Raw genomic sequence first — 11975 nt, forward strand, 5'->3', positions numbered from 1 at the left:
CCTCCGCCGGCCCGGGCGCCGCCGGCTCCGAAGCCCACGCACCGGCTTCTCCGAAGCCCACGCACCGGCTTCTCAATCGAGCAGTGGTTCGCCGCGTGGGGCGCGAGCCATGGCCGACGCGCGCCATGGATGGCCCGGCTCCGCCGGGGAGCCTTCCCCGGCCCGGGCGCCGCTGGCGCCGGAGCCGACGAGTCCGACTGCTTCTTGGAGCAGGGCAGCATCGCCACGACGGGGACTCCAGCCCGCGCCTTACAATGCCCGGCGCCCCCGATGGTCTCCCGCCTTGAAGCGAGCCGATTTCCACTACGAGCTGCCGCCGGAGCTGATCGCCCAGGCACCGCTGCCCGAGCGCTCCGCCAGCCGCCTGCTGGTGGTGCCGCCGGGCGAGGGCGCGTTCGCGGATCGGTACGTGCGCGACCTGCCGGAGCTGCTGCAACCGGGCGACCTGCTGGTGTTCAACGACACCCGGGTGATCCCGGCGCGGCTGTTCGGGCAGAAGGACAGCGGCGGCCGGGTCGAAATCCTGCTCGAACGCCTGCTGCCCGACAACGAGGCGCGCGCCCAGGTCGGCGCCAGCAAGGCGCCGAAGCCGGGCGGACGCATCGCCCTGGACGGCGGCGGCAGCGCCGAGGTGCTCGGGCGCGACGACGCCGGGTTCTACCACCTGCGCTTCGACGTGCCGGACGCGCTCGAATCCTGGCTGCTGCAGGCCGGGCGCATGCCGCTGCCGCCCTACATCCGCCGCGAGCCCGGCAGGGACGATGCCGAGCGCTACCAGACCGTGTTCGCCCGCCAGGTCGGCGCGGTGGCCGCGCCGACCGCCGGGCTGCACTTCGACGACGCGCTGCTCGACGCGTTGCGCGAACGCGGCGTCGAGTTCGGCCACGTCACCCTGCACGTCGGCGCCGGAACCTTCCAGCCGGTGCGGGTGGAGGACGTGCACGCGCATCGCATGCACAGCGAATGGCTCAACGTCGGCGCCGAACTGGTGGCGCAGGTCCGCCGCACCCGCGCCGCCGGCGGCAGGGTGATCGCAGTGGGCACGACCGTGGTGCGGGCGCTGGAGAGCGCGATGCACGAAGGCGAGCTGCACCCGTTCGCCGGCGAGACCCGGATCTTCATCTTCCCGGGTTATCGGATCCGCAGCGTCGATGCACTGATGACCAACTTTCATCTGCCCGAATCGACGCTGATGATGCTGGTGGCGGCGTTCGCGGGCAGGGAGCGCGTGCTGGCCGGCTACCGGCATGCCGTGGAGCAGCGCTACCGTTTCTTCTCCTATGGCGACGCGATGCTGCTGTTCCCGGCGGGCGCCGGAGGCTGAGCCGACCGAGCGGCCGCACCGCGGCCGCGCGGCCGAGCGAACTGCGGGCGCCGTCGTAAATGAGTATAATTCTCATCTTCGCCGGCCCTCGGTCCTGGCCGGACTCCGCGACCAACGCAAGAGGACACTGCCGATGCGCTCCATTGCTTCCCCCGCGCCTTTGTTCGCCATCGCCTGTGCGGCGCTGCTGGCGGCCTGCAGCCAGCAGGAACCGGCCGCCCCGGCCGGCGCCGCTGAATCCGTCGACCAGCCTGCCGCGAGCGGCGTGGTCAACCTCTACACCACCCGCGAGCCGGGGCTGATCCAGCCGCTGCTGGATGCCTTCGAGGACGAGACCGGCGTCGAAGTCAGTACCGTGTTCCTCAAGGACGGCCTGCTCGAGCGGCTCGGCGCCGAGGGCGAGCGCTCGGCCGCAGACGTGCTGATGACCGTCGACACCGGCAACCTGCTGGACCTGGTGGAGGGCGGACATACCCAGCCGGTGGAATCCGCGATCCTGGCGGCGGCGGTGCCGGCGCACCTGCGCGGCGCAGACGGCGAATGGTTCGCGCTGTCGCTGCGCGACCGGGTGCTGTACGCCGACCGAGAACTCGAGCTGGACGGCTTCGCCTACGAGGACCTGGCCGATCCCGAATGGAAGGACAGGGTGTGCATCCGCTCCGGCCAGCACCCCTACAACACCAGCCTGTTCGCGGCGATGATCGCCCACAACGGTGCCGAGGCCACCGAACGATGGCTGCGCGGGGTCAAGGCCAACCTGGCGCGCAAGGCCGCCGGCGGCGACCGCGACGTGGCCCGCGACATCCTCGCCGGCATCTGCGACATCGGCATCGCCAATGCCTACTACGTGGGGCGGATGAAGAACGCCGAGGAAGGCTCCGAGCAGCGCCAGTGGGGCGATGCGATCCAGGTGATCCGGCCGGTGTTCGCCGGCGCCGCCGACGGCGGCACCCACGTCAACATCAGCGGCGCAGCGGTCGCCCGCCACGCCCCCAACCGCGACAACGCGGTGAGGCTGCTGGAGTACCTGGTCTCGGACGAAGCGCAGAGCCTTTACGCCCGGGCGAACTACGAGTACCCGGTGAAGGCCGGCGTCGAGCTCGATCCGGTGGTCGCCAGCTTCGGCGAGATGAAGGTCGACCCGCTGCCGCTGGCCGAGGTGGTCCGCCACCGCCGCCAGGCCAGCGAGCTGGTCGACAAGGTCGGCTTCGACAACTGAGCCCGATGGCGCCCCCGCGCTTCGGATGGTGCGGGCCGGGCGCCGGGCGGGTGCGCGCGGCGCCCGCGGGGTGACGCACGCCATGCACGCCTGGCGCCCGCCCGATCCGTGGCAGCTGGCGGCCCTGGCGATCGCCGCCGCCGTGCTGCTGCCGCTGCTGGCGCTGTCGTGGACCGCGGCGCAGGGCAGCCCGGGGCTGTGGTCGCACATCGCGGTCTACGTGCTGCCGCGCTCGGCGCTCAACACCCTGGCGCTGCTGGCCGGGGTCGCGGCGTTGGTGGTGGCGATCGGCACCGGCGCCGCCTGGCTGGTCACCGCCTACGACTTCCCCGGCAGGCGGGTGTTGGCCTGGGCGCTGCTGCTGCCGCTGGCGGTGCCGACCTACATCGTGGCGTTCGCCTATCTCGACCTGCTGCATCCGCTGGGCCCGGTGCAGGGCGCTGTGCGGGCGCTGCTCGGCCACGACAGCCCGCGCGATCTGCGCCTGCCGGACATCCGTTCGCTGGCCGGCGCGGTGCTGCTGCTCGGTTTCGTGCTGTACCCGTACGTGTACCTGACCACGCGGGCGATGTTCGTGACCCAGGCCGCCAGCCTGCTGGAGGCGGCGCGCACGCTCGGCGCAGCGCCCGCCGCGCTGCTGTGGCGGGTGGCGCTGCCGCTGGCGCGGCCGGCGATCGCGATCGGCGCGGCGCTGGCGCTGCTGGAGACCCTCAACGACATCGGCGCCTCGGAGTTCCTCGGCGTCCAGACCCTGACCGTGGCGATCTACAGCACCTGGGTGACGCGCGGCGACCTGCCGGGTGCGGCGCAGATCGCCCTGGCGATGCTGGCGGTCGTGGCGCTGCTGATCGCGCTCGAGCGCTCCGGCCGCCGCCGCCAGCGCTACGCCGCCACCCAGCGGCCGCGGCCGATGCAGCCGCTGCGGTTGCGCGGCGGCGCGGCGGCGCTGGCGTTCGGCCTGGGCGCGCTGCCGGTGGCGATCGGTTTCGCGATTCCCGCGGCGTCGCTGGGCTGGCAGAGCGCGCAGCGGCTAAGTGGCCACGGCGGCCTGTCGCCGCAGCTGCTGGAGAGCGCGTGGAACACCGTGGCGGTGGCGGCCGTGGCCACCGTGGCCACGCTGCTGGCCGGGCTGGTGGTGGCGTGGGCGCTGCGCCTGGCGCAGCGGCGACGGCGCCCGGCCCTGGCCGCGGCGAGCCTGCGCGTGGCCGGCCTCGGCTATGCGATCCCGGGCACGGTGCTGGCGATCGGCCTGTTGCTGCCGCTGGCCTGGTTCGACGATGCGGCCAACCTGCTGCTGCAGGCGTTCGGCGGCGCCCCGCGGATGCTGCTGATGGGCTCGACGACCGCGCTGGTGGTCGCCTACGTGCTGCGCTTCCTGGCGATCTCCGTCGGCGGCATCGAGGCCGGCCTGACCCGCATCCCCGGCTCGCTGGACCAGGCCGCGGCCAGCCTCGGCGAGCGGCCCGGAAGCGCGCTGGCGCGGGTGCACCTGCCGCTGCTGCGGCCGGCGCTGGCGGCGGCGGCGCTGCTGGTGTTCGTGGATACGATGAAGGAGCTGCCGGCCACCCTGCTGCTGCGGCCGCTGGACTTCGAGACCCTGGCCACCCGGCTCTATGCCGAGGCGGCGCGCGGCACCTACGAGGAGGGCGCGCTGGCGGCGCTGCTGATCGTGGCCGCCGGGCTGCTGCCGGTGGTGCTGCTGGCGCGCGCCGGTTCGGTCCATGGCGGGGAGCGGCGGGCGTGAGGACCGCGACGGGCGCCGCACCGCTGCTGGCGCTGGAGCGGGTCCGCGTCGGCTATCCCGCCCCGGGCGGCCTGCACGTGGTGGTGGACGAGCTCTCGCTCGCTTTGCGGCAGGGCGAGATCGGCTGCCTGCTCGGCGCCTCCGGCTGCGGCAAGACCACGGTGCTGCGCGCGATCGCCGGGTTCGAGCCGGTGCGTGCCGGGCGGATCCTGCTGCAGGGCGCGGTGGTGGCCGAACCCCGCCGCGCGCTGGCGCCGGAGCGGCGCCGGGTCGGGATGATGTTCCAGGACTACGCGCTGTTCCCGCACCTGAGCGTGGCCGGCAACGTGGGCTTCGGCCTGCGGCGGCTGCGGCGCGCCGCGCGCGAGGCGCGGGTGGCGGCGATGCTGGAGCTGGTAGGGCTGGGCGGCGCGGCCGCCGACTATCCGCACGAGCTGTCGGGCGGCCAGCAGCAGCGGGTGGCGCTGGCCCGGGCGCTGGCGCCGGAGCCGGCGCTGCTGCTGCTGGACGAGCCGTTCTCCAATCTCGACGTCGACACGCGCGGGCGCCTGGCGCACGAACTGCGGGCGCTGCTGCGGGCCACCGGCGCCACCGCGCTGCTGGTCAGCCACGACCAGGCCGAGGCCTTCGCCATGGCCGACCGGATCGGGGTGATGGAACGGGGCCGGATCCTGCAGTGGGACAGCGCAGAGGCGCTGTACCGGCGCCCGGCGCATCGCTTCGTCGCCGACTTCATCGGCCGCGGCGCGCTGGTGCCCGGCACCGCGGTGGGCCTGGAGGCGGAACTCGAGGTGCTGCTGCGCCCGGAATGCCTGCTGCACGACCCCGAAGGGCCGATCCGCGGAGTGCTGCTGGAGGCGGGCTTCCGCGGCCCCGGCTACGTCGGCAGCGTGCGCCTGGACAGCGGCGAGGTGGTGGAGGTCGACCTGGCCGAGGCGGCCCCGCGCGAGCCGGGCGCCGCGCTGGCGCTGCGGTTGGCAGAAGGCCCGCTGGTCACATTCCCGCGGCAATGACCGGCAAGGGGCCGTGGCCAGCACCGGGGTCTCGCCGCGGCGCGGCGTCACCTGCACGGCTCCGGTCCCCGGCGCCGGTCGTGCGGGCTGAGGCCGGCTCCCATCGCCCGGCGCGATCCGCGACAATGGGCGGCCGCGCGCGCGCAGCAGATCCGGTTTCCCCCGCATGTCCCGAATGCAGTTCCAGCTGCTCGCCAGCGCCGGCGCCGCCCGCCGCGGCAGGCTGACCTTCCCGCGCGGCACCGTGGAGACGCCGGCGTTCATGCCGGTGGGGACCTACGGCACCGTCAAGGCCATGCTGCCCGGGCAGCTGCGTGCGCTGGGCGCCGAGATCATCCTCGGCAACACCTTCCATTTGTCCCTGCGGCCCGGGCTGGAGGTGATCGAGGCGCATGGCGGCCTGCACGGGTTCGCGCGCTGGAACGGGCCGATCCTCACCGACTCGGGCGGCTTCCAGGTGTTCTCGCTGGCCCATCGCCGCCGGATCACCGAGCAGGGCGTGACCTTCCAGGCGCCGACCGACGGCAGCACCGTGTTCCTCGGGCCCGAGGAGAGCATGCGGATCCAGAAGGTGCTGGGCTCGGACGTGGTGATGATCTTCGACGAATGCCCGCCGGTGCAGGTGGATGGCGCCCCCGTCGGCGCCGAGCTGGTGGAGCGCTCGATGCAGCTTTCGCTGCGCTGGGCGGAGCGCTCCCGGCGTGCGCACGAGGGCAACGACGCGGCGCTGTTCGGTATCGTCCAGGGCGGCGTGCACCACGCCCTGCGGACACGATCGGCCGAGGGCCTGAAGGAGATAGGCTTCGACGGTTACGCGATCGGCGGCCTGGCGGTGGGCGAGACCGAGGCCGAGCGCAACGCCATGCTCGAACACACCTGCCCGCAGTTGCCCGAAGGCCGCCCCCGCTACCTGATGGGGGTGGGGCGGCCGCAGGACCTGGTGGAGGCGGTGGCGCGGGGCGTCGACATGTTCGACTGCGTGATGCCGACCCGCAACGCCCGCAATGGCCACTTCTTCACCACCACCGGCACGGTGCGTATCCGCAACGCGAAGTACGAGCGCGACCTGCGGCCGATCGAGGAGGGCTGCGGCTGCCCGGCCTGCAGCGGCGGCTTCAGCCGCGCCTACCTGCGCCACCTGGACCGCTGCAACGAGATGCTGGGGCCGGTCCTGGGGACGCTGCACAACCTGTGGCACTACCAGGCGCTGATGGCGCGGATGCGCGAGGCCATCGCCGCGGGAACCTTCGCCGCCTTCCGCGAGTCATTCCACGCCTGCCAGGCATCCTGAGCCGTTGCCGTGGCGCGCCGCACGCCGGCGCGCCGGCCCCGCGCCGGGCCCCGGGACGAGGAAAAGCGCCCGGGGGCGCCCGCATGGCATAATTCCCCGCTATTTTTCGCCACGGACCTACCGATGAACCTGCTGGACTTCCTGATCGCCCCCGCCCACGCCGCCGCCGGCGCGCCGGCCGGGCCGAGCCTGCTCTCGACCCTGATGTTCCCGCTGATCCTGATCGCGATCATGTACTTCCTGCTGATCAGGCCGCAGATGAAGCGCGCCAAGGAGCACAAGGCGATGCTCGAGAAGCTCTCGGTCGGCGACGAGGTCATCACCGGCGGCGGCATCGCCGGCACCGTGCGGGCGATCGGCGAGAGCTTCATCACCGTCGAGATCGCCGACCGCGTCGAGATCCGCGTGCAGAAGGGCGCCGTCGGCAACGTGCTGCCCAAGGGCACCCTCAAGTCGGCCTGACGCCGCCGGCGGGTTTGGCGGCTTCGCCGCCCCCGCCGAGCGATCCGTGCAGGGCCTCCACTCCTCCTAGGCGCCGGTCGGTCGACCCCGCGCGCAGGGCTACGCGATGCTCGAGTTTCCCCGCTGGAAGTACGTCCTCATCCTGATCGTGGTGCTGGGCAGCATGCTGTTCGCGCTGCCCAACATCTACCCGCAGGACCCCTCGGTGCAGATCACCGCGCAGCGTGGCGCCACCGTCGACGACGCGTTGCGCGAGCGCGCCGCGGGCCTGCTGCGCGAGGCAGGGGTCGCTCCCAAGGCGATCGACCAGGACGAGGACAGCCTGCTGGTGCGCCTGCCCGACCTGGAGGCGCAGACCGCCGCGGCCGATGCGCTGCGCGCCGGGATGGGCGAGCGCTACACCGTGGCGCTGAACCTGGCGCGCACGGTGCCGGACTGGCTGACCTCGCTCGGCGCCAATCCGATGATGCTGGGCCTGGACCTGCAGGGCGGCGTGCACTTCGTGATGCAGGTCGACCAGCAGGCGGCGCTGGACAAGCGCGTCGAGGCCTACGCCGAGGAGGCGCGGGTGACCCTGCGCGAGAACCGGATCCGCTACCAGTCGGTCGAGCGCCGCGGCGACGGCGCGATCGTCGCCAACCTGGCGCCGGGTGCCGACCTCGATGCCGCGCTCTCGGTGCTCGCCGCGGCCCAGCCGACCCTCAACCGCGAGCCGGGCGACAACCGCATCACCATCCGCCTGCCCGAGGCGGAGCTGGAACAGATCGCGCGCGACGCCATCGACCAGAACATCACCACCCTGCGCAACCGCATCGACGAGATCGGCGTGGCCGAGCCGGTGATCCAGCGCCAGGGCGACGACCGCGTGGTGGTACAGCTGCCCGGCGTGCAGGACACCGCCGAGGCCAAGCGCATGATCGGCGCCACCGCCACCCTGGAGTACCGGGCGGTGCTGGACGGCAACGCCTACGACGCGGTCGAAAGCGGCATCGTCCCGCCCGAGGGCCGCATCTACTACCGCCGCCAGACCGGGGTGGACGGCAAGCCGATTCCCGAGATCCTCAGCCGCCGGGTGATCGCCTCCGGCGAGGAGATGGTGACCGCGCAGTCCAGCTACGACGAGAACGGCCTGCCCGCGGTCAGCGTCACCCTGAACGCCAGCGGCGGCAAGCGGATGTTCGACTTCACCAGCCTCAACGTCGGCAAGCCGATGGCGGTGGTCTACATCGAGCGCGTGCCGCAGGTGCGGATGGTCGACGGCGAGGAGGTGCGCACCTTCCGGGTCAGCGAGGAGATCATCAGCGTCGCCAACATCAACGGCGTGTTCGGGCGCCAGTTCCAGACCACCGGGCTGGAGAAGCAGGAGGCCGACGACCTGGCCAGGCTGCTGCGCTCGGGCTCGCTGGCCGCGCCGATGGACTTCATCGAGGAGCGCATCGTCGGCCCGAGCCTGGGCCGGGAGAACGTCGAGCGCGGCGTGACCGCGGTGCTGTTCGCGTTCCTGTTCACGCTGGTGTTCTTCATGGCCTACTACCGCATGTTCGGCCTGGTGACCTGCGCTGCGCTGCTGTTGAACCTGCTGATCGTGGCCGCGGTGATGTCGATCTTCGGCGCCACCATGACCCTGCCGGGGTTCGCCGGGCTGGCGCTGTCGATCGGCCTGTCGGTGGACGCCAACGTGCTGATCAACGAGCGCATCCGCGAGGAGCTGCGCAACGGCGTACCGGCCAAGGCGGCGATCGCCAGCGGCTACGACAAGGCCTCCAGCTCGATCTTCGACGCCAACATCACCGGGGTGCTGGCGGGCGTGGCGCTGTACGCGTTCGGCACCGGCCCGCTGCGGGGGTTCGCGATCACCCTGGTGGTCGGCATCCTGGCCTCGATGTTCACCGCGCTCACCGTGACCCGCGGCATCGTCACGCTGATCTACGGCCGCCGCAAGAAGCTCAAGTCGCTGGCCATCTGACGGGACTCCCCTTATGAAGATCTTCCCGCTTACGCTGATCCCCAGCGACACCAAGTTCGATTTCATGCGCCTGCGCTGGATCACGCTGAGCCTGGCGCTGGTTGCGCTGGCGGTCTCGCTGGGCGCGGTCGCGGTGAACGGCTTCAACCTCGCGCTGGACTTCACCGGCGGCACCGCGGTCACGCTGCGCTTCGAGCAGCCGGCCGACGTCGACTCGGTGCGCGCGCGCATCGCCGAGGCCGGCCACCCCAACGCCCAGGTGCAGACCTTCGGCAGCGGCACCGATCTGCTGGTGCGCCTGCGCGCCGAGGAAGAGCAGCTGACCGTCGACCAGAACAGCCAGCTGGTCCAGCAGGTACGCGAGGCGGTGAGCACGCCCGGCAACCCGGCCCAGGTGCTGAGCAGCGAGTCGATCGGCTCCCAGGTCAGCGCGGAACTGGCGGAGAAGGCCACCGAAGCGGTGCTGTTCGTGCTGGTGGGTTTCCTGATCTACATCGGCTTCCGCTTCGAGTGGAAGTTCGCGGTGGTGGCTTCGCTGACCACGTTGTTCGACGTCGGCGTGGTGGCCGGATACTTCGCCCTGAGCGGACGCGAGTTCGACCTCACGGTGCTGGCCGGCCTGCTGGCGGTGATGGGTTTCTCGATCAACGACACCATCGTGGTGTTCGACCGCGTGCGCGAGAATTTCCGCGCCATGCGCGCGCCACCGCTGGAGGTGTTCAACGCCTCGATCAACCAGACCCTGTCGCGCACCATCATCACCTCGGCGGTGTTCTTCCTGTCGGTGCTGGCGCTGTACCTGTACGGCGGCGGCTCGCTGGAGGGCCTGGCGCTGACCCAGATGATCGGCGTGATCGTCGGCACCCTGTCTTCGATCCTGATCGCCTGCCCGCTGCTGACCGTCGGCTTCCTGAAGGTCACCAAGCAGGACCTGCTGCCGAAGGCGCGCGACGAGGCGGCGTTGGCCAGGAGGCCGTGACCGCCGCTGCGTGACCCCGGTCCCGTCCCGGCGCCCGTTCCTTTCGCCAGAACGCCCGGCGCGGCGTTTGCCAGTGGGAGCGGCCCATGGCGGCGAAAGCCGTGCGAGCAGCAGGCGCGGCCGGAAGGTGATTTCACGTGCTGCGGCGACTGCGGGCGTTGCCGGCCGCGCCGGTCTTCGCGTGGATGGCACGCTCCTACGCGGCGCTGGGGGCGCTCCGCGCTCTGCCTGCGGCGCGCCGACGCCGGCGTTCGCGGCCCAGTTGCTGCCTAGGCGAACGCCCGCGCGTAGCCCGACGACACGATGGTCTTCTGCAGCGGCTCGGCGATGCGGACGTTGCCGGCCAGCAGCTGGCGCCCGGCGGTGGCGCGCGCGTCCATCGGCCCGGTGCCGGCGCCGCGGAAATCGCTGACCTTGCCGCCCGCCTCGCGCACCAGCAGCACCCCGGCGGCGATGTCCCAGGGCTTCACCCCGGCCTCGAAGTAGGCGTCGACCCGGCCGCAGGCCACGTAGGCCAGGTCCAGCGCGGCCGAGCCGGTGCGGCGCACGTCCTCGGCCTCGCGCAGCAGCTCGCGGATGCACTCGAGCTGGGCGCCGGCGCGCTCGCGCTCGCGCGGCGGGAACCCGGTGGCCAGCATCGCCCCGGACAGCTCGCGGCGTTCGCCGACGCGGATGCGGCGCTCGTTGAGCTGGGCGCCGCTGCCGCGGCTGGCGGTGAACAGCTCGTTGCGCAGCGGGTCGAAGATCACCCCGTGCAGCGGTTCGCCGTTCTCGACCAGCGCGATCGACACGCACCAGTGCGGAAAGCCGCGCAGGTAGTTGCTGGTCCCGTCGAGCGGGTCGATCACCCAGGTGAACCGGCTGACGCCACGGTTGCCCTTCCTGGCGCCGCCTTCCTCGCCGAGGATGGCGTAGTCGGGGTTGGCGCGGTGCAGCTCCTTGATCACCTCGGTCTCGGCCAGGCCGTCGACCTCGCTGGCGTAGTCCATGCGGTCCTTCTCGACCACGTTGAGCGCGTCGAGCCGGTGCATGTGCCGCAGCAGCACGTTGCCGCCGGCGCGGGCCGCCTTGACCATGACGTTGACGGCTGGTTTTTGCATCGCGGAAGGCTCCGGGCGCGGCAGGGGCGGGCAGGGGAAAAGAACGCGCCGGCGCAGGGGCCGGCGCGCGCAGTTTACCATTGGCGGCATGCAGGCCACCCCGCACCCCGCCCAGCGCATCCGCATCGTCCTGGTCGGCACCCAGCACCCGGGCAACATCGGCGCCGCCGCCCGGGCGATGAAGACCATGGGGCTGGCGCGGCTGGCGCTGGTGGCGCCGCAGCGCTTCCCCCACGCCGACGCCGAGGCGATGGCCGCCGGCGCCGCCGACGTGCTCGAGGGCGCCGAGCGCCACGACGACCTGGCCGCCGCGGTCGCCGACTGCGGCCTGGTGCTGGGCTGCACCGCGCGCGACCGCCGCATCGCCCTGGAGCAGCAGGCGCCACGCGAGGCCGCGGCGCGGGCGGTGGAAGCGGCCGGCGAGGCGATCGAGGTGGCGCTGGTGTTCGGCCGCGAGCGCACCGGCCTGGAGAACGCCGAGCTGCAGCTCTGCCACGCCGCGGTGCACATTCCCGCCGATCCCGGCTACAGCTCCTTGAATCTCGCCGCGGCCGTGCAGGTGCTGGCGTACGAGCTGCGCCTGGCGCTGCTGGCGCGGGCCGGCACGGTCGCGGCCGGTGCCGCCCCGCGCGCCGAACCGCCGGCCAGCCACGCCGAGATGGAAGGCTTCTTCGCCCAGCTCGCCGAGACCCTGGACGCGATCGATTTCCACAAGGGCCGCACCCCGGAGGCCGCGATGCACAAGCTGCGCCGCCTGTTCCTGCGCTGCCGCCCGGACGCGCGCGAGGTAAGGCTGCTGCGCGGGGTGCTCGCCGACGCGCAGCGCATGGCCCGGCTCGCCGACGGACGCGGGGAGTGAGCCGGGATTCTGCGGGAT

General features: G+C 72.6%; 10 protein-coding genes. 9 read left to right on the forward strand and 1 reads right to left on the reverse strand.

The genetic code is table 11. The annotated features are described in order from the left end of the window. Positions 1–283 precede the first annotated feature (283 nt). From queA to secF, 8 genes are all read left to right on the forward strand, one after another. Positions 284–1324, forward strand: coding sequence for a tRNA preQ1(34) S-adenosylmethionine ribosyltransferase-isomerase QueA (gene queA, locus QFW77_RS10105; protein WP_280574510.1), 1041 nt, complete (start codon positions 284–286; stop codon positions 1322–1324). A 133-nt stretch (positions 1325–1457) separates the two neighbouring features. Further along, positions 1458–2543 carry a Fe(3+) ABC transporter substrate-binding protein gene (locus QFW77_RS10110; RefSeq protein ID WP_280574511.1) on the forward strand — a complete coding sequence of 362 codons (1086 nt, stop codon included), beginning with the start codon at positions 1458–1460 and terminating at the stop codon, positions 2541–2543. Positions 2544–2625: 82 nt separating this feature from the next. Next, positions 2626–4287, forward strand: a complete 1662-nt coding sequence (locus tag QFW77_RS10115; RefSeq protein WP_280574513.1) for an ABC transporter permease — start codon at positions 2626–2628, stop codon at positions 4285–4287. Further along, positions 4284–5300 (forward strand): ABC transporter ATP-binding protein, encoded by a 1017-nt coding sequence (locus tag QFW77_RS10120; protein ID WP_280574516.1) that lies wholly within the window; start codon positions 4284–4286, stop codon positions 5298–5300. The genes QFW77_RS10115 and QFW77_RS10120 overlap by 4 nt, the downstream gene beginning before the upstream one ends. A 166-nt stretch (positions 5301–5466) precedes the next feature. Further along, on the forward strand, positions 5467–6591 hold the full coding sequence (gene tgt, locus QFW77_RS10125; protein ID WP_280574517.1) for a tRNA guanosine(34) transglycosylase Tgt: 1125 nt from the start codon (positions 5467–5469) through the stop codon (positions 6589–6591). A 123-nt stretch (positions 6592–6714) separates the two neighbouring features. Beyond that, on the forward strand, positions 6715–7053 hold the full coding sequence (gene yajC, locus QFW77_RS10130) for a preprotein translocase subunit YajC (RefSeq protein WP_280574519.1): 339 nt from the start codon (positions 6715–6717) through the stop codon (positions 7051–7053). A gap of 106 nt (positions 7054–7159) precedes the next feature. Further along, positions 7160–9019 carry a protein translocase subunit SecD gene (gene secD / locus QFW77_RS10135; protein ID WP_280574521.1) on the forward strand — a complete coding sequence of 620 codons (1860 nt, stop codon included), beginning with the start codon at positions 7160–7162 and terminating at the stop codon, positions 9017–9019. A gap of 13 nt (positions 9020–9032) precedes the next feature. Further along, positions 9033–9998, forward strand: coding sequence for a protein translocase subunit SecF (secF, locus tag QFW77_RS10140; protein ID WP_280574522.1), 966 nt, complete (start codon positions 9033–9035; stop codon positions 9996–9998). 269 nt (positions 9999–10267) lie between these two features. On the opposite strand, the gene QFW77_RS10145 is transcribed toward secF, so the two are convergent. Then, positions 10268–11098: an inositol monophosphatase family protein gene (locus QFW77_RS10145; RefSeq protein ID WP_280574523.1), complete on the reverse strand. Its 831-nt coding sequence runs from the start codon at positions 11096–11098 to the stop codon at positions 10268–10270. 88 nt (positions 11099–11186) lie between these two features. On the opposite strand from QFW77_RS10145, the gene QFW77_RS10150 reads away from it, so the two are divergent. Then, positions 11187–11957, forward strand: coding sequence for an RNA methyltransferase (locus QFW77_RS10150; protein WP_280574524.1), 771 nt, complete (start codon positions 11187–11189; stop codon positions 11955–11957). Positions 11958–11975 lie beyond the last annotated feature (18 nt).

The sequence above is a fragment of the Luteimonas endophytica genome (assembly GCF_029887875.1).
GTDB classification, from domain to species: Bacteria; Pseudomonadota; Gammaproteobacteria; order Xanthomonadales; family Xanthomonadaceae; genus Luteimonas; species Luteimonas endophytica.